The sequence below is a fragment of the Idiomarina aquatica genome (assembly GCF_004362895.1).
GTDB lineage: Bacteria > Pseudomonadota > Gammaproteobacteria > Enterobacterales > Alteromonadaceae > Idiomarina.
Genome location: NZ_SNXI01000003.1, coordinates 94,329 through 113,508 on the forward strand (window position 1 = coordinate 94,329; position 19,180 = coordinate 113,508).

Annotated in this window: 17 protein-coding genes; 2 read left to right on the plus strand and 15 right to left on the minus strand. The window is 48.1% G+C overall.

The annotated features are described in order from the left end of the window. Positions 1 to 4: 4 nt before the first annotated feature. The 14 genes from pstB to DEU29_RS03800 all read right to left on the minus strand — a co-directional run bounded on the left by pstB (position 5) and on the right by DEU29_RS03800 (position 15,351). Complete coding sequence (pstB, locus tag DEU29_RS03735) at positions 5 to 823, minus strand: phosphate ABC transporter ATP-binding protein PstB (protein WP_133538910.1); 819 nt, start codon at positions 821 to 823, stop codon at positions 5 to 7. Positions 824 to 851: 28 nt separating this feature from the next. Next, entirely contained in the window at positions 852 to 2,513 is a 1,662-nt protein-coding gene (gene pstA / locus DEU29_RS03740) for a phosphate ABC transporter permease PstA (protein ID WP_133538911.1), read from the minus strand. 20 nt (positions 2,514 to 2,533) lie between these two features. Further along, positions 2,534 to 4,801: an ABC transporter permease subunit gene (locus DEU29_RS03745; protein WP_133538912.1), complete on the minus strand. Its 2,268-nt coding sequence runs from the start codon at positions 4,799 to 4,801 to the stop codon at positions 2,534 to 2,536. A gap of 165 nt (positions 4,802 to 4,966) precedes the next feature. After that, on the minus strand, positions 4,967 to 5,956 hold the full coding sequence (locus DEU29_RS03750; protein ID WP_133538913.1) for a PstS family phosphate ABC transporter substrate-binding protein: 990 nt from the start codon (positions 5,954 to 5,956) through the stop codon (positions 4,967 to 4,969). A 124-nt stretch (positions 5,957 to 6,080) separates the two neighbouring features. After that, complete coding sequence (gene phoR, locus DEU29_RS03755; RefSeq protein WP_133538914.1) at positions 6,081 to 7,382, minus strand: phosphate regulon sensor histidine kinase PhoR; 1,302 nt, start codon at positions 7,380 to 7,382, stop codon at positions 6,081 to 6,083. 27 nt (positions 7,383 to 7,409) lie between these two features. Next, positions 7,410 to 8,096, minus strand: coding sequence for a phosphate regulon transcriptional regulator PhoB (phoB, locus tag DEU29_RS03760; protein WP_133538915.1), 687 nt, complete (start codon positions 8,094 to 8,096; stop codon positions 7,410 to 7,412). Positions 8,097 to 8,184: 88 nt separating this feature from the next. Then, a complete protein-coding gene (locus DEU29_RS03765) occupies positions 8,185 to 9,108 on the minus strand; it encodes an AEC family transporter (protein ID WP_133538916.1) in 924 nt (307 codons plus the stop codon). An 82-nt stretch (positions 9,109 to 9,190) separates the two neighbouring features. After that, the gene (locus DEU29_RS03770; protein WP_133538917.1) at positions 9,191 to 10,189 is read right to left on the minus strand and encodes a porin; all 999 of its coding nucleotides are present in this window, start codon (positions 10,187 to 10,189) and stop codon (positions 9,191 to 9,193) included. Positions 10,190 to 10,358: 169 nt separating this feature from the next. After that, positions 10,359 to 11,621, minus strand: a complete 1,263-nt coding sequence (locus DEU29_RS03775) for a tetratricopeptide repeat protein (protein WP_133538918.1) — start codon at positions 11,619 to 11,621, stop codon at positions 10,359 to 10,361. An 11-nt stretch (positions 11,622 to 11,632) separates the two neighbouring features. Beyond that, the gene (locus DEU29_RS03780; RefSeq protein WP_133538919.1) at positions 11,633 to 12,235 is read right to left on the minus strand and encodes an energy transducer TonB; all 603 of its coding nucleotides are present in this window, start codon (positions 12,233 to 12,235) and stop codon (positions 11,633 to 11,635) included. 1 nt (position 12,236) lies between these two features. Then, a complete protein-coding gene (locus DEU29_RS03785; protein WP_133538920.1) occupies positions 12,237 to 12,644 on the minus strand; it encodes an ExbD/TolR family protein in 408 nt (135 codons plus the stop codon). Between the two features lie 14 nt (positions 12,645 to 12,658). Then, on the minus strand, positions 12,659 to 13,189 hold the full coding sequence (locus DEU29_RS03790; RefSeq protein ID WP_133538921.1) for a MotA/TolQ/ExbB proton channel family protein: 531 nt from the start codon (positions 13,187 to 13,189) through the stop codon (positions 12,659 to 12,661). 3 nt (positions 13,190 to 13,192) lie between these two features. Continuing rightward, positions 13,193 to 14,566: a MotA/TolQ/ExbB proton channel family protein gene (locus tag DEU29_RS03795; RefSeq protein ID WP_133538922.1), complete on the minus strand. Its 1,374-nt coding sequence runs from the start codon at positions 14,564 to 14,566 to the stop codon at positions 13,193 to 13,195. An 11-nt stretch (positions 14,567 to 14,577) separates the two neighbouring features. Next, a complete protein-coding gene (locus tag DEU29_RS03800; protein ID WP_133538923.1) occupies positions 14,578 to 15,351 on the minus strand; it encodes a DUF3450 domain-containing protein in 774 nt (257 codons plus the stop codon). A 199-nt stretch (positions 15,352 to 15,550) separates the two neighbouring features. On the opposite strand from DEU29_RS03800, the gene DEU29_RS03805 reads away from it, so the two are divergent. Beyond that, the gene (locus DEU29_RS03805; RefSeq protein WP_133538924.1) at positions 15,551 to 17,296 is read left to right on the plus strand and encodes a sensor histidine kinase; all 1,746 of its coding nucleotides are present in this window, start codon (positions 15,551 to 15,553) and stop codon (positions 17,294 to 17,296) included. Between the two features lie 40 nt (positions 17,297 to 17,336). Further along, on the plus strand, positions 17,337 to 18,239 hold the full coding sequence (rdgC, locus tag DEU29_RS03810) for a recombination-associated protein RdgC (protein ID WP_133538925.1): 903 nt from the start codon (positions 17,337 to 17,339) through the stop codon (positions 18,237 to 18,239). Here rdgC and DEU29_RS03815 read toward each other — a convergent pair. Then, on the minus strand, positions 18,236 to 19,087 hold the full coding sequence (locus DEU29_RS03815; protein ID WP_133538926.1) for an HDOD domain-containing protein: 852 nt from the start codon (positions 19,085 to 19,087) through the stop codon (positions 18,236 to 18,238). The two genes, rdgC and DEU29_RS03815, sit on opposite strands and share 4 nt — an antisense overlap. Between the last annotated feature and the right edge of the window lie 93 nt (positions 19,088 to 19,180).

A 19,180-nucleotide genomic window follows, 5' to 3' on the forward strand; every position in this document is an offset into this window, starting at 1 on the left:
CTCCTTAACCGTAACGGCCGGTAATATAATCTTCGGTTTGCTTTTCTGACGGCGTTGTAAATAGCGTATCGGTATCGGCATATTCAATCAATTTGCCCATATACAAAAACGCCGTTTGATCGGATACACGCGCTGCCTGTTGCATGTTATGCGTAACAATAACGACGGTGAACTGCTTTTTAAGATCCGTAATCAACTCTTCAATGGTCAGTGTTGAGATCGGGTCCAACGCCGAGGTTGGCTCATCAAGCAGCAGGATTTCCGGCTCTATTGCGATAGAGCGAGCAATAACCAGACGTTGCTGCTGACCGCCAGACAAACTAAACGCGCTGGCATTTAAACGATCTTTAACCTCATCCCACAAAGCTGCACCACGCAGCGATGTTTCCACCGCTTCGTCAAGCACGCGACGGTCTTTAACCCCCTGTAAGCGCAGGCCGTATACGACGTTTTCGTAAATCGACTTAGGGAAAGGATTAGGCCGTTGGAACACCATGCCAATACGACGACGCAGCGCTGCTACGTCAACGTCTTTGTCATAGATATTCTTGCCATGCAGCTCGATGTCGCCTTTAACCTTACAAATTTCGACCAGGTCGTTCATACGGTTAATACAACGCAACAGCGTCGATTTACCGCAACCAGACGGACCGATGAACGCAGTAACACGGTTCTTCGGTACATGCATCGAAATATCGTACAGCGCTTGATCCTGTCCGTAGAACAAGTCGAGGTTCTTGATGCTCAATGCTGTTTGCTCTGGTGATAAGTTTTCCAGATCTAGCTTTTCTGCGTTACTTGTAGTCGGGTTTACCGAAATCATAATTTAAAACCTTCTCGACAATTCAAACTTAGTGTTCAAGCGAACGATACTTTTCGCGTAAATGGTTACGCACGCTTATCGCCGTTAAATTGAGTCCAACAATGACCGTAATCAACAAGAACGAGGTGGCATAAACCAGCGGTCTTGCTGCTTCCACGTTCGGGCTCTGAAAGCCGACATCGTAGATATGGAAGCCCAGGTGCATAAATTTACGGTCAAGATGGAAGTACGGGAAGTTACCGTCAACCGGCAACATCGGCGCTGATTTAACCACACCAACCAGCATCAACGGTGCTACCTCACCCGCTGCACGCGCAACTGCCAGGATTAAACCGGTCATAATAGCCGGCGATGCCATCGGAATAATAATCCGCCAAATGGTCTCCCACTTCGTCGCACCCAACGCTAATGAGCCTTCGCGCAAGGTACTGGGAATGCGCGACAGGCCTTCTTCTGTGGATACAATCACCACCGGCAAAGTCAGTATCGCCAGCGTTACTGCAGACCATAGTACACCAGGCGTGCCAAACGTTGGGTTCGGCAAGGCTTCCGGATAAAACACCTGGTCAAGGCTGCCTCCGACCATGTAAACGAAGAAGCCCAGGCCAAATACACCGTAAACAATGGATGGGACACCGGCCAGGTTTATCACCGCGATACGGATTAACTTTGTGATCGAGTTTTTACCGGCATATTCGTGCAGATAAACAGCAGCCACCACACCAAACGGCGTCACGATGACGGACATCAGCAACACCATAAATACGGTACCAAAGATAGCAGGGAAAACACCGCCCTCGGTATTCGCTTCGCGTGGGTCTTCGCTGACAAATTTGCCGATTTGTTGGAAAAAGTGTCCTACTTTGGCAAAAAATCCCATGTCGTTAGGGAAATTTACATCCAGCACCCGGTACATGGGTACCGTAACTTCCTCGCCACGAAAGTCTTTTACCAGCAAGGTGTCGCGCTGCGCCTGCTCACGCAGGTCAAACAGTTGCTCTTCATAGACCTGATAGTCCTGTTGCAACTTCTCGCGCTGTTCCTGCAGATAAGCCACAGCCTGGTCCGTTAGCTCGTCTTCCAGTTGCAACCGTCGACGTTCGAGTTCCAGCTCGCCCATGGCATAGTTAACCGAGGCAATTTCGCTTTCCTGTAAGCCCATCGCCTGTTCGTTCAGCTCGACCGCGCGTTCCACGCGCTCAAACAGCAGCTCACGGAAGTCGGCATCGCCCTGACGGGCAATCACGTTACCTTGTTCAGTAATCGCCGTAATACGACCGTAAAAATTACCGTCTTTACTGCGCTCGATAACGGCTAAATCGGCCGGGGTGGTGTCTTCGGTCACCAACGATTCCAGTACCCAGGTAAAATCCAGCGGCACGTATTCGCGGTTACCAATTTTCATCAGGTAACGAGTAATTGTTTCTGACTCAATTTCAGCCAACTCGACCATAGACTGCGGCAACCGCGTGGTCGGTACTATTTCGCTGTCATAGATTTCACCGATGATGTGCTTAGTGCCGCCGTCGGCTTGCTTTACATCCATCTCGTGAATCGCTGATGGCCAGAAAAAGGACAAGCCGCGCCAGCCAATCATGATCACCAGCCCAATGACCGCGACCAGGCTGATACTAACAGAGCCTGCGGTTAGCCAAATCCAGGGTTTGCCGGTTCTAAACCACTTTTTCATTGTTAAACCTCAAGTCCGGATTACATTGAGCTGTATTTGTCGCGCAAGCGTTGGCGCACAAATTCAGCAATGGTGTTAAAGAAGAAGGTGAAAATAAACAGCACAAATGCCGCCAGGAACAGAATCCGGTAGTGCGAGCTACCCACTTCTGACTCAGGCATCTCGACCGCTATATTGGCAGACAAGGTGCGCATGCCTTCAAAGATGTTCCAGTCCATGATCGGCGTGTTACCTGTCGCCATTAACACGATCATGGTTTCGCCGACCGCACGGCCTAAGCCCATCATAACCGCCGAGAAAATACCCGGACTGGCTGTCAACAGCACCACTTTAGTCAGTGTCTGCCACGGCGTAGCGCCCAGCGCCAGCGAGCCATTAGATAGGTGTTTAGGCACACTAAATACGGCGTCCTCTGCAATCGAGAAAATAGTCGGAATAACCGCAAAGCCCATGGCAATGCCTACTACCAAAGAGTTACGCTGGTCAAAAGTCACGCCAAGCTCGTTAGTAATAAAGCGACGTGCATCACCGTCAAACAGTACCTGCTCTATCCAGGGACTAATTTCGAAAGATAACCAACCCATCAACAATACAACCGGTATCAGCAGTAAACTGGCACGCCCATCGTTCACTTTAGACTTAATGTTGGTTGGCATCTGACTCCAGATAGCTGCCATCGCTATAATAGAGGTCGGTATCAAAATTAATATGGCAATAAATCCGGGTAAATAGGCCTCGACTAACGGCGCTAGCCATAAGCCCGCCAAAAAACCCAGGATAACGGTCGGTAGTGCTTCCATGATTTCGACCGTTGGCTTAACGAACTTACGTACCGACGGTGACATAAAGTAAGCCGTGTAGACTGCAGCAGCCAGGCCAATCGGCACCGCAAATAACATCGCGTAGGCCGCCGCTTTGATGGTACCGAATGAAATGGGCACCAGGCTAAATTTAGATTCGAAATCATCCGATCCCGAGGTCGACTGCCAGGTGTAATCAGGTTCAGGATAACCCTCGTACCAGACTTCCTGCCATATGCCACTCCAGGTTACTTCCGGATGTTCGTTATCAACATCGAATAAGCTGTACCCTGACGCCGTTTTCATCAATAGATAATTTGCACGCGGATCAACCATCACGCGCTCAACGTCGACTTCGGCTGGTTTGCCCTGGTATAAGTCAGCTTCTGAGGTGGTATGAAAAATATTTAATTCACCATTCTCAGACAAGGTGTAAAACGTGCGGCGATAGTATTCCACTTCAACATCAGTTACCGGTGAACCCGCATCAAACTGGCGAATATACTGGTATTGGCGACCTTCGTCACCGGGAACTTCAAACCATTGTGAGACCAAACCGGTATCATGGGTTAACAGGATAGACGACGCCCCAGCCAACAAGTACATTCCGGTTGCGTTACCAAGTTCACCTTTGCGCATCGGTAGTAGATCGCGTTCGCTAACTTCACCACTAATCGATATATCAAATATGTGTACACGGTTTTCACGGCGCACCATCACCTGGCGCAGATCCGGCGTAACCACAATGTCATCAATAGCGCTGTTAAGCGGAATTTCAGTGTAGTTTGGCGTCAGTGTGACCGCGCCGGTCATAAAGTTTTCTTCGGCAACAAAGTGCGTGATCAGCAACGTGCTGCCATCCACCGCTGCCGCAAACAACATTCCATCGCCATCAGTTTCGTAGGCAAGTTTTTGCAAAGCACGTTGTTGCTCATCAATGACCAACGGCTGACCATCATTCTTCACCTCAAAGCGCGGGGTAATAATCCGCTCAACACGGTCGGTGGCGGAAGTTGAAGCTGTTTCAGGAAAGGTCACGTTGAATTTTGGTTCAACCACCACAGCTTTGCCGTCGTTTAAACCATAAACGTACTGTTTGTTGACCGGTAAGGTTTTCGCAAAACTACTGATTTTATCCGCATCGGCAAATTGCTCGCTAAGCAAAATTTCGCCGGCTTGACGTTCGTTTTTGTCAATTAATGCGAAAAACTCTAATTTACCGCTTTGCAAAAAGCGATAACCGATTTCTGCTTGTTCTTCCATCCCCACCGCTTCAACTTGCTGCGCTTGCGGCAAGTTAAATTCGTTTACTTTTTTAAGGCTAACCGATTCGAAAATCGGCTGTACCACATAAAGCAGGTAGAAAAAGATCAAAAGCAGTGCAACCAACACCATAATGCCGCCAGCGGTAACTCCGTAGCGGGCAAATCGGTCTTTAAACAACCGCGTGCGATTGGCAGATAACTGCTGGGCAGATTGTGTCGCCATCGTGACCTCAAGTATTTAAAGTGACTCTAAATTAACTGAGTACTAGTTTAGTAAAGTTTTATGACAGTACTGTTACAGTGCTGTCATATTTTGTTCACCAAAGTGTAAAAATATAAAAAGCCGGCAACCTCAAATGGGATGCCGGCCTTCTAAAAGGTTTATAATTTAGTGGCTTAAACCAAGTTTTTCCAGTTCAGCATCGACAACCGCTTTGGGTAGACCGATATAGCCATCTTTATTGACAATATCCTGGCCTTGTTTTGACAGAATCATTTTCATGAATTCAGCTTCTGCTTTACCCAGAGGCTTATTCGGGTGCTTGTTTACATATACGTACAAGAAGCGTGCTAGTGGATACTTTCCTGCCAATGCGTTTTCGCGTGTCGCCGCAATAAAGTCTTCACCGTCGCCTTTGGCAATAGGTACTGCTTTAACGCCAGAGGTAACATAACCAATACCAGAGTAACCAATCGCATTCAAAGAAGTAGAAACTGACTGTACTACTGAAGCCGAGCCAGGCTGTTCGTTAACGTTAGAACGAAAATCACCATCACACAAACCGACTTCTTTAAAGTAGCCATAAGTACCTGATACCGAGTTACGACCATAAAGCTGTAAATCACGACCTGCCCATTCGCCGTCTAAATCTAAATCGCCCCAACGGTTAACTTGCTTGCTGGCGCCGCATTTGCGGGTAGAAGAGAAGATTGCATCAACTTCGGCAATAGAAAGACCCTCGATAGGATTATCTTTGTGCGCGAATACGGCCAAGGCGTCGATAGCAACACGCACAGCCGTTGGCTTATAGCCATGACGCTTTTCAAACGCTTCGATTTCTTTCGACTTCATCGCCCGGCTCATTGGGCCAAAGCTTGACGTGCCTTCGGTTAACGCTGGCGGTGCAGTCGATGAGCCGGCGGCCTGGATTTGAATATTAACGCTGGGATACATGCGTTTAAATTCTTCACCCCAGAAGGTCATCATGTTGGCCAGTGTATCAGACCCAACTGATGAAAGGTTACCAGACAGACCAGACACTTTATTGTATTCCGGCAGGTCATCGGTATTAGCTGCCACGGCACCACTAAATGCCACGCCGCCCGCTAAAGCAATAACTGAAAATGATTTACTGAAGGATTTTAATGATTTGAACATTGTGTTCACCTCTTAGTCATCATCGATTTGATGAGTTTGTTTCGATGATGAAAGTATAGGCAAGTAATGTGACAGTTTGATGACAAATATGACAGATTTTTAACGCTTTTATGATGGCGCTTTTTTATTTGCGGTTTTGAATTAAGCCCGCTGACAACCGAAACCAAAAACGCGAACCGGCGCCAGGTTTACTATTAACTTCTAAATGGCTGTTGTGGTGTTCCAGCGCTTGCTTAACGATCGATAACCCAAGCCCGGTGCCACCATTTTCACTGTTACGATCGGCGTCGACCCGGTAAAAGCGCTCAGTTAAACGCGGTAAATGTTCACCATCGATACCCGGGCCGTTATCTTCAACGCTAAATTCAACTTCATCGCGAACACGCCGCCAGGTAACCCGCACATGACCCTCGTCCTGAATATAACGTATGGCGTTAGTGATTAGGTTTTGCATTGCGCTGCGCAGCAAGTCGCGTTTACCGTAAACATTAATCGGTTCGATATCAAAGGTCAGTTGCAATGCTTTGTCAGTTGCCAGTTTTTCAGCCTCAGCACGTAGCTCGCCAATTAGTGCTGGCATCTCAACTACTTGATCAAACACATCATGGCTCGGCGTTTCCATGCGGGATAACTGCAATAACTGGTCAACCAAGTTCTTCATCCGCTCGCTTTGTAGCTGCATTTGCTCTACCGCTTTGGCTGTCATTGCAGGGGGCGTATGCTGCGGTTCATCCAACATCTCTAAGTATCCCTGTAACACCGTCAGTGGGGTTTTCAATTCGTGTGAAACGTTAGCAACAAAGTCGCGGCGCAAGTTCTCGAGCTGCTTTAACTGCGTCACGTCACGGGCAACCAATAAAAACTGGTCATCACTGTATGGCATAACGCGAATTTCGATGTCTAAGGAGTCGCGCACGGGTGATGGTATGGTTAACGCCTCACCAAATTCACCCTTGTTGAGATAAACAAAAAACTCCGGGTGACGGATCAGGTTAGACAAACGCATGCCCGCGTCTTCCGGCCAACGCAGGCCGAAATAAAATTGCGCTAATTTATTGCTCCACAGTAACGAGCCATCTTTACGAAAAACAATGGCTGCATCAGGAAGCGCTTCGGCAGCTTCGCGGAATCGACGTAACAGCCGCGCCAGCGATTTACGGCGATACTGACTACGACGTTGGTTGCGATAAATGCCATCGTAAATGTAGCTCCAGCTACCCGGTGCGGTCGGTGGTAAAAGATTACGGCTTTTCCATAACCATTTAGTCAGCCGTTGTTGGTAGTAATAATGCCATAGCACAAGGCCGGCAAGCGCAAAGGTAAGTACCGGCCAAAACAAGTCTAACAGCCAGCCAATAACACCAAAGGGAATCAGGTAAAGCAGCAACCCGCGCACAGCAATTAAATTTGAGTAATCACGGTCCATGAATTGCGCGGTCCCTGTTAATACCTGTTAGCGACTTGAAAAGCGATAACCGACACCACGAACCGTCTGAATTAGACGATCATAGCCGTGCTCGGTCAGTGCTTTGCGTAACCGGCGAATATGCACGTCGACGGTTCGATCTTCAACATAAACATTAGTGCCCCAAACGTGATCAAGCAATTGTTCGCGGCTATACACGCGTTCCGGGTGAGTCATAAAAAAGTGCAACAGCTTGAACTCGGTCGGCCCCATATCGATGCTTCTGTCATTAGCCGATATACGATGCGAGACGGGATCTAGTTTTAAGCCTTCAAAATCAAGTGGCTCATCCAACACCGTTGGCGCAACACGTCTGAAGACTGCCCGCATGCGAGCCATCAATTCTTTTGGCGAGAACGGTTTAGTGATGTAGTCGTCTGCCCCGACTTCCAGCCCTTTGACTTTGTCTTCCTCCTCACCGCGAGCGGTCAGCATAATAATGGGAATGTTACGAGTAAAATCGTCGCCCTTTATTTTTTTCGCCAGCTGAATACCCGATCCACCGGGGAGCATCCAGTCTAATAGCACCATATCGGGGTAAGGTTCGGCAATTTTACTGATCGCAGTGTCAAAGTCCTTGGCTTCCACTGCCTGATAGCCATGCTGCTCCATCACGAAACTTAACATTTCGCGAATGGGAGCCTCATCTTCAACAATTAATATTCTGCGTGACATTTAGGGATTCCTGCACTGTTGGGATGCCCTGATTATTAACAATTAATATGACAGTTTTATTAAAACACGTCACTTTTATGACAACATTTTATGCCAGCCACTGTAATAACTGGTAGAAAAGTGGCAGTGACACGAACGCAAACAGAATGCCATAACCTACCATTGCGGCAGCCAGACTCGGCGCCAGACCAGCCATTATGGCTACTGCACCTGCGGTAATCATCGGCGGCATAGCACTTTCAAATACCGTGACTTGCACCAACTGCGAATCAAAACCAAATGACCACAGTAAACCGATAGTGATTAGGGGCATTATCAAAAGTTTGGTCACTAAACCTACAAATAAGGGGGTTTTACTACCTTTTGGCAGCCTGAATTTTAGCTGAAACCCGACCGCTACCATAATCACCGGTACCAGCGTCACCGCCAGCGACTGCACTAATTCAGCAAATATTGGCGGATACTGCAGGTCTTTGATAAATAATGCGATAACCAAAGCAATAAAGGGCGGAAACAAGATTATTTTTTTGCCAATCCCCAGCACACTGGGCCTGCTAGTCTCACCGTCGGCGCCTTCAGCAAATAGTGCAATAATCACGGTCGAATAGATGGCCAGGCCAAAGAAAGAACCAAACTGGTCATATAGCAGACCATACAAAATCGCGTCGCTGCCATAAAAGGCCTCGATCATCGGGAAACCAAAAAAGGAAGTATTACCCAGCGGCACGCATACTAGCAGCGCACCAATAATGCTGCGACTCCACCCCAATAGGCGACCGACCGCGTAAATAAAAACCGCACTGATACATAACAGTACCCAGGGTATAATCACCGGAATTAATAAATCAGTAGAGAATTGAAGTGATGGGATCTTGGTAAAAATCACACCGGGTAGCGCGGCATAGATGACATACAGATTAAGAACCTGCGCGGTATTGTCGGGGAATTTACCCGCGCGTTTTATCACCAGACCAATCAAAAGGTAAATGCCCAGAACAGCCAGATTGGTCATAACAGTGAACTCCCTATATTACGCTTTACAGGGCGTAGTGTAGCCTCTATCGATGACAGAGGCTACTGAAGTCAGATAACCGTTACCAGGAGAAGTCGTGACGAATACCGACAGCCAAATAGTCTTGTTCAGTGCCTGGTGTGGCACTACAACCACGACTTTCATACTGTTGAATGTCGCACTCGCGGCCGGTAAACCATGCATACACGCGGGTATCACCACTAAAGAAGTAGTCGGCACCAAACGAAAACGAGGCATCAGTATCGCCACTTTCGTCAACTGATTGATATTGGCCTTTAAATACCCAGTTATTGTATGGGTAGGCAGCACTCACTAAATAGCCATCACCGTCGTAAAGGCCGTTAATACTTTCAAATTGTTGTATTGCAGCACCAACCCGAACGTCACCAAATTTGGTCGCTACTGACAATTGTTCAATATCGTAATTGGCAACATCGCGGTCAACGGCAATTGCCGCATAAAAATTGGTTTTGTTGAGCTTCGCATCGCCGTATAACAAGCCGAACGAGACTCCATCATCGCCATCTTCATCGTCAGAGGCAATGTAAGTCATACCAAATTTTATGTTGTTAAAAGCTGGTGAATAATAGGTTAACGTATTATCCGGACGGTTTTCACCGCGGAACAAGCTTTTAAGGTCAGCTTCGTAATCAGTAAACTCGTCAATCTTGCCTTGCGAGTCTTTCAGGAACGTATCATAACGACCCAACATGACCTCGCCGAAATTACCACGCAAACCCACGACCTGGTTACGGTTAGTGACAGCATCATCACCTTCGTCAAAATCTGCCAGATCAATACCAAATTCAAGTTGGTAAAAAACTTCCAAGTCGTTTTCTAAATCGGCGAAACCTTTAAAGCCGAAGCGTGATGAGTTACTAACAACATCGGTATAACGCCCGTCAGCGTTGCCTTCATCGTTACTCTGAAAAGATACATTTGCACGACCATAAACCGTTAATGCATCGTTATCCTGTGCCTGCACCGGCGAGACAACCGTTGCACTTAGCGGAAATGCCAGCACGGCTGCAACCGCAACATAACCTAGCAGCTTGTTCATAAAAAGACCCTGTATTAACAATAACTAAATGGAGCATTAAACAACGCTATAATATATTTTAAACCATTACAGCGAAGATTACAGATTCATTTCTGATCTGTGTCCATGTTATGTCTTTTTTATGACAGATTTATGGCATTGTGATAGTTGAGTGAATTTTTGATGTCACTCAGATGTCAATGTTGGCCATTTGTTGAGCATGTTTTTCCTGAGCCTTAGCATATTTTGCCCATTGTTGAGCTGCTGCTTGCGTTTCCTCAAATTCAGCTGCACGGGCAAATGCTGTAATTGCTTGTTCAAAATCTTTGTTATTTACGTGAGCCATACCTTGCACCAGATAAAGGTTGCCCGGGCTTTTAACCTCGCCCGCTGACAATGCCCGTTTAGCCAGCTGCAACGCTTGCTCGTTGTTATCTATGTTAATAGCTAACTGAGCAGCCTGAGCCAGCATTTCTGCTGTATCGCCCAAATCAGCAGCGGTTTGATAAGCTGCTATTGCCGCGTCATATTCTTTGGCTTGCGTTAAACTTTGCGCGTAAAATTTTTGGTTACTCAGATTACGCTCAAGCACACCCTCATCAAAGAATTTTTGCATCAACTGCGCAGCTTCATAGGGTAATTCGTTCAGGTAATATACCTGCGCCAGATTGCGAATATCGCTGGCTGTAGTAACAAAACCCTGCTGGTAAGCCGCCTCTAACACCGCCAGTTGCTTTTTATTTTGTTCCAGCTGACCATAAATACCGGCTAGTTGTAACCAATACTCGGGTTTACTGTAGTTAACCACTAACTGTTCGAGCATACGCGCAACACCTTCGGTTTGACCCAATTCATAGTGCACTGCGCGTGCCAAAATCAGCCAATTTTCTTTGGCTATATCGCCTTTCTTTTCTGCGTTTTCAATTGCTCGCTGTATCGGTTCAAGCGCAGCTGCGTAGTCGCCTTTTTGATAGTAGGCCTGCGCTTCTAAAATCCATGCCTTAGCTAACTCTTTTTCTTCCGCCAGAGTTTTCCAGTCACTGAGGTAAGTCAGTGACTTTTGGTACTGGCCGTCACTCAATGCTAACTGCGACAAGCTGAACAAGGTGCTCTTTTTTAACGATGCTGGGATTGGCGTTTCGTTTACCACCTTGCCGAAATATTCAATGGCCTTGGTCGTATCGCCATTGTCATAGTGCATAAAACCGAAAAAGTTCCAGAGCATCGCCCGCTCATAGCTATTCATGCTATCCGCTCGAGATTCTATCTCACGCAGCACAGCAATACCTGCTGCGTTATTTTGCTCGTCAGCAACCGACTGTGCCCGGGCCAACTGACTATAAACTTTCTCGCGTAACGCCGGTACACGTTCTGTTTGTTGCGCCAGCACCGGTTGTGCCGATACAAAGAGTGCAACACCCGCACATGCCAGCGTCTTTAACAGTTTATTCATGACGCTCTCCATTAATTCATTTCAAAGGTCATGCGGTTTTGCACGCCTTCGACTTCGACGGGTTCACCATCGATTACCCGCGGCTTGTATTTAAATTTCATGACCGCATCCAGCGCCGATTGCTCGAAGATCCCCTCAGGCTCGGCTTGCACGACCACCGGGTCACGCACAGTGCCCTGCCGGGTAACGGTAAACTCAACGACCACGTAACCTTCGATACCTCGCTGTAAAGCCCGGCGAGGATAAGTTGCCTGCACTTTAACGATGGGCAGATATTCGCCATCAGAGGCTTGTAGCGAAGCGCCATTACCAATATCAGCTGCTGCATCGACATTGGCCGAAAAGTCATAGCCAGCGCCGGTATCGGCTTCGACATTGGTGTCCATTTGTGGCTGTGGTAAATCTTCCGGTGGCTGCTCAGGCTCGGGCGGGCGCTCAGGCTTTCTTTCCTTTTCCTGAACTTGCTCTGGTTCGGGGGTACGCACAAAATCAAGCACGCTACCGCGCACAGGTTCTGACATCGCCCCCTCGCCGCCGCTGATTAGCGACTGCATCAGATAAAACAACCCAATGGTGATGCCTGCGGCAGCTAGAATTGCAGCAAGATAACGCATATCACTGTTCGTCCGTTGCTACTGACACGTCGAATACACCGGCTGAACGCGCGGCATCCATCACCTGAATCAGGGTTTTGGTATTGGCCTGCTCATCCGCCTGGATGACCACCGAGCCTTGCGGGTTCTCGGCATATAAGCGTTCAATATTTGCCTGTACCGCACGCGCATCAACCTGGCGTTTGTTAATCCAGATCTCGTTATTTTCGCTAATCGCGACCAGGATATTGGCGCGGCTTTTTTGCACCGCTGTTGAAGCGTCCGGTCGGTTAACGTCGATACCCGCTTCTTTCACGAAAGACGCTGTAACTATAAAGAAAATCAACATGATAAATACAACGTCCAGCATCGGCGTCATATCAATTTGGCTTTCTTCTTCTTCCACTAAGTTGGCAAAATGCTGTTTCATTGTTGGCGCTCCAATTAATGACGCTCAAGTAAAATGCGGTCTTCTAATTTCATTTTTTCGCGGCGGGTGGTGCGCTGTAACCAGGTTGCAGCAAACACCCCCGATAAAGCACCGACCATGCCTGCCATCGTCGGGATAGTCGCTTTCGACACGCCCGAAGCCATTGAACGTGCGCTCCCGGTACCGGTAATTGCCATCACGTCGAACACCTCGATCATGCCGGTTACGGTGCCCATAAGGCCCAGCAACGGACACAGTGCTACCAATGCTTTTATCACCGGCAGGTTGCCGCCTAAACTCAATGCCACCCGTGAAATCATCGCCTGGCGAATTTGTTCGGCGTGCCAGGAGGACTTGTCCTCACGCTGCTGCCAGCGTTTTAGTGCGTCTTTGACACGGGCACGATGGCCACGAAAAAAATAAAAAATTCGTTCTAAAATCATCAACCACATCGTAAAGATGAGGATTCCGATGACCAGCAGCACCTGGCCGCCGGTCTCCAGGAAGTCACGTAACGCGTGACTAAATTCAATGAGGAATAACATGACTTATGCTCCTCGCTCAGAACGCTCCGCAATGATGCCCGACGCTTGTTCCTGCAGGATATGAATCATGTTTTTGCTGCGGGTATGTAACATCGCAAATAACAGCGTCATTGGAATCGCCACAACCAAGCCCAGTACGGTAGTAACCAATGCCTGCGAGATACCACCAGCCATCAGCTTAGGGTCACCAGTACCGAATAAGGTGATCGCCTGAAAGGTATTGATCATGCCGGTGACGGTACCTAACAGACCCATTAGTGGCGCGACGACCGAGATGATTTTAATAAAGGTTAGATTACGGGTGATCTTAGGCACCTCGCGTAAAATTCCCTCGCTTAACTTCAGCTCCAGTGTTTCGGTGTCAGCTTGCGGGTATTTGTCCTTAATGAGCATGACGCGACCCAGCGGGTTGTCATTGCTCGGCTGCGGCTTCTTGAGCTGGCGTTTAACTTTGTTGCCAATCAACATCAGCGACACAAATCGTTCCAGCGCGAATAGTAAACCGACCACGCCCAGCGCCAGGATAATATAGCCCACAGTACCACCTTGCTGGACACGCTCTTTTAAACTGGGCGCCTGCACTAGCAAGCCTAATATCGATCCACCGGTGGGGTCTAAGCCAAAGTTCACCACGCCCGAATCGACTTCCTGTATCGCCTCTGCCGAATCAAGATAGCGCCCGGCCGGTTGTCGCACTAACTCGGCAATATTGCCGGTGGTGCTGTTATATTCCAGGTAGTTACCGTCAGCCACCAGGTTAAAGCTACCAACGCGAACGACCGATTGTTGTTCTTTCTCGCCATCTGCTTCAGTCACTTCAGCAGTGAATTCAGCAATTTTGCCGGACTCAGTCATTTCTTTTTGCAAAGCAAACCAGACCGTTTCAATCTCTTCTATCGACGGCAACTTAGATGAATTACCGACTTTTTCCGCCAGTGCAGATAGTTGCTCCGCCCGGCCGGGGAATTGCGCAGATATTACCGAATTCTGGAACTTACCCGCCGCGTCACTGGTTACCTGTTGCAATACACCAAACAGCTCTTTCAGCGAGCCCATGCTTTGCTCAAGGTTATTTTCCAGCTCAGCCAGGCGAGTTTCATTGCCTTCAAACTGTGTCTCTAAATCTGACGCTTGTTGCTCCAGCGCGTTGCGCTGCGCGATGGCCTCTTGCAGGATTTGTTCTTGCTGTGCTTCCTGCTGCCTGAAACGCGCTTCACGCGCTTTATTCTCTTCCGACTGCGAGAATTGACCTTGCTGCAACTGTTGTAATAACTGATCTAAATTAATCGGATCCTGCGGTTTTGCCGCGCTTGCCGACATGGCCAGCAAAGAAGCCGCTGCAGCCAGGGTCAATTTTTTTAACGAGTGACGTAACATACCAGAGCTCCTTATTGACCCGAGGTTTTATTGGCGAGAAGAGGTAACATCAGCATGTCCGGTGCTTTTTGTTTGCGGGCAATGCTAATCGCTTGGTCGATGGCTATAAGGTGGCTATTGTCTAAAGGCTTCCATTCGCGCGCCTGTTGATCCCAAATACCTAATTGCTGCCCATCACGGGTTTTGTAAATTAATGCCAGCCGACCGATACGCAAAAAGGTCACATCCTGCAGCTGACCATTGACGGAGTGCTCTGCACTGTAGGCTTCGATATTGCGACCGTATTCGGCTTCGATTTGATAAGCTTCCATGACCCGGCGGAATTTTTCAGAAACCTCAACGTTGGCACGCTGCATCAAGTCATTTAGGCCTGCCAGGCGGTCTGTACGTTCTTTTTCTAAAAACGGTACATCCAGTTCTACAAAGGTTTCCAGTGCATCAATCATGCGAGTCATTAAAGGCGATACCTGACGCTCGACAATGCTCACCTGATCAAGTGACTGGTTCAGGTCATCCATTTCCTGTTGCTGGCTACCAACCTGCTGCTGTAGCTGCTGGGTATAGACTTGCAAACCATCAATCTCCTTCATGATTTGCTTATACTGTTGCAGGCGCTCTTGCATTGACTCTGCTATCGTATCGACAGTTAATTGTGACTGCCGTGCGGACTGGTTGATTTGTGCGGCATTTTCTACCACCGGCTCAAGATTGGAATCCTGAGCATTTACAGACAGTGATAGCGTGGCTGCGAGAGCTAACGCGGTGCTTGTTGCTAACAACCTCATAAGTGGGACCTTCGCTATTTAATCAAGGGGAATTAAGCCCCCATGTGAAAGATGCGACAACTTTAGTGATTTTTCGTGACAGCTTGATGACGGCTATATGTCAGCTTTGTGACACGCCTTTTTATTGCGTTACGGGCGAGAATGTTTTAGCTTAAGCGATAATTATCCGCATAGAATAAACGGCGATTGTTACTCTTTTATGGCCAATAAAAGTATTTCTACCTCACTACTCACTCGCGTTTTGTCAGTCTATTTTCTACTGACATTAATGGTGACAGCGATCCAGATTGGGGCCGAATACTTTGATACTAAACGCGCACTGCTGGCCGAACTGGAAAACCAACAAAGTACCTTTAGCGGTTCCCTGACTCGCTCGCTGTGGGAGTTTAATAACCCGCAAATAGATACCATTGCCGATGGCTTAATCAGTATTCCGGCCATTGCCGGCGTTTTAATTCGCGATGACAGCGGTAACGTGGTGGTGCAGTTAGGCGAAACAATATCGGTTGACGAGCTTCCGGAGCAAGTAGCCGACGGCTACACGCTACAAGAACAGAACGGTATCTTTGGTTATTTTAATACGCTCATTTTTGAGTTTTCCGGACACTCTACCCGCGTCGGTGATGTCACGCTATTTTCGACCCGCGATATTGCCATTGACCGGATTAAGCTCAGCCTGGCCTTTATTGTCGGTAACGCCATCATCAAGAGTACCTTCCTGCTGATTCTATTTTCGCTGGCTTTTAATCGCATGCTTAATCGCCCGTTAAATGACCTGACCCGGCAGATTCGTTCGTTCCGGTTAGATAACCTGGAAGCCTCGCGAGTACGTCTACACGACCAACACAACAATGAATTGGTATTAATTGAACACGCTTACAATCAGCTTATTGATAATATCGAGGAATATCAGGACGACCTGGAGCGCACACAGCACAAACTGAAACTGGCTAACCGCCAGCTGGATGAGCAAAATGCTATTCTGGAGCAGGAAGTCGCCCGCAAGACCTCGCGCCTGAGCCAGGTGATGCTAGACTTGGAGCAACGTAAAAACGAACTGGAAATGCGCCAGGAGAAGCTGGAACGGGAAATCAGCCAACGCCGTACCATGGAAAAAACGCTGCGCGACTCAAACCAGCGCCTGGAAGCGTCTCTGCAACATTTAAAAGAAACCCAACAGCAACTGGTTGAATCAGAAAAAATGGCCTCACTGGGAGGTTTAGTTGCCGGTATAACACATGACGTGAATACGCCCATAGGCATCAGTGTTACCGCGACTTCCTTTATGCAGGAAAAGTTGGAAGAATTGGCACAAGCACTGGAGTCCAAACAGCTCACCCAGCCGCAACTGAAAAAGTTTATTACCGAAGGTCAGGAGAGTCTGGGCCTGCTTGACAACAATTTGCAGCGCGCCTCTGAACTTATCAGCAGCTTTAAACAGGTTGCTGTTGACCAAGCGTCAGATGCTATTCGCGATATTAATTTAAAGCGCTATGTAGAAGACTTAATCCAGTCACTGCAACCGCAACTTAAAAAAACGCAACACCAGATACATATCGAGTGTCCCGCCGATTTGTATATCCGCTGCCCGGCCGGCGCCATATCACAGATTTTCACAAACCTTATTATGAATTCGCTACTGCACGGCTTTGATGGCATTAATAGCGGTAATATGTGGATAAATATCACTACCGAGCATGATGGCGAGCAAGATCTGCTGCGTATTCGCTACAGCGATGATGGCATTGGTATTGATGAACAAAAGCTGAATCATTTGTTTGACCCGTTCTTTACCACCAAACGTGACCAGGGCGGCAGCGGTCTGGGCACGCACATTGTAAGAAACCTCGTAACACAGACATTAAAAGGCGATATTAACGCCTACAGTGAGCCAGGTAATGGCCTAACTTACGAATTTACCTTCCCGGTAATCATTCTTAATTAATCCTTGTTTACATAAATAATCAACTTAAAGAGACCTCAGCATGTGGTTTAGGAATTTACGCTTTTATCGCTTTAGCGACACTTTTGCATTGCCCGAAGACTTTGAAAATCAGTTACAGGACTATCTATTTAAGCCGTGCGGGCGCCAGGATCAAAGTAGCTTTGGCTGGTGTTCTCCCTTTGGCGCAGACAATGCGTTACTCACACACAGCTTAAATAATTGCCACTTGCTCTGTGCCCGGCGCGAAGAAAAGGTATTACCCGCGACCGTCGTTAACGCAGAAGTGGACGAAAAAGTTCGTCAAATCCAGGAAACTGAGGGACGTCCGGTTAATCGCAAAGAAAAACAAAACCTCAAAGAAGACTTGGTACACCAGATGCTGCCACAAGCATTCAGCCGCTTTCGCCTAAGCTGGGGATACATCGATTTAACCCGCCAGTTGATTGTCATCGATGAATCAGCAGCGAACAGAGCAGAAGACTTCCTGGGGCTGTTGCGTTCTACGCTAGGCTCACTACCGGTGCAGCCGGTGAGCCCGGCAGAATCAATCGAACTAACCCTGACCGAATGGCTTAAGTCCAATCACGTTCCTAACCCGTTTGAATTTGGTGACGAAGCCGAACTAAAAGCACCACAGCAAGACGGTGGCATATTACGTTGCAAAAACGAAGATCTTAGCCGTGAGGATATTCAAGCTCACCTGACATCCGGTAAACAGGTAACGCGGCTGGGGCTAACATGGCAAGAGCATATCGACTTTATTATTGAGACAGATTTTGCATTAAAACGGGTCAAGGCAACCGATATGCTAATGGATGAGCAAGATGATCTGGTCGACCCAACAGCGGAGCAAAAAGTTGACGCTGATTTTATGCTGATTTCAGCACAAGTGGGTCAGTTATATGATGACCTGGTTCGTGCCTTTACGGGTTCTGACGCTTAACTTAGCGTCTCCAGCATCGTTTGATAGGCTGCTTGTATGGACTCTTCCTGCCAGAAACCACTGGCAGGAATAATTTCCCGCTGTTCATATTCGGCAATGGTCATAGCCGCTTTATCTGCTTCGGCATTTTCCGTTAGCAAACTCGCCAGATGCACGATATCGCAGTAGTTCACAACAATTGCATCGTCGAGCAACTTCATACGGCCACAGCGAAAATAGTGTGGTACACGAATTAAATTAGGCGTGAACTCCCAGTGTTTGAGCACATCGACTCCCAACTTGCCGCCGAAACCCCGCATTGTACCGTTAATTAACGACGGGTTAGCAAAACTATCATCAAACTCATCTGCCAGCTTTAAAATTGGTGCCAGCCCGATGCGCGATACCATACCCGCCAATAATGCCACATCCTGATGTAACCGGTGGCCAATGCCGCGCTCCTGCAGATGTTGTGTGATAACAACCGACGCAGCCGCGATCTCGCGTGTCTGCCGAACATAGCGTTGTGCATATTCGCGCACAATATCATTAGCCGGGCAGAATACTTGTTCTACCGCCATCGCTAATGCCAACGTTCTTATCCGCCGCAGCCCAATGCGGGTTAGCGCCTGCATTAAACTTTCTGCCTTGCTTCTGCTCCCTAGGTACGCACTATTAGCCAATCGAATTAAACGCGCCGACAAAGCCGGGTCATGCTGAATGATTCGCGCCAGCTCCTGCAAATTGCAATTAGGGTTCAGCGTTGCCTCCCGCACCCGCTCTGCGGTTTCAGGTAAGCCCGGTAATTGCAGTTCATCGCGTTTTAAACGGTCGTCGATTAATAGGTAAAGCGCATTCGGCGCTGCCATTGCCGTATCCTTATTATTTAGTCTCGCTTGCGCCCGCTGGTAGTAAGCAGTACTTTATAGATCGTGTAACCGCTACTATAACCAAAAAAACAC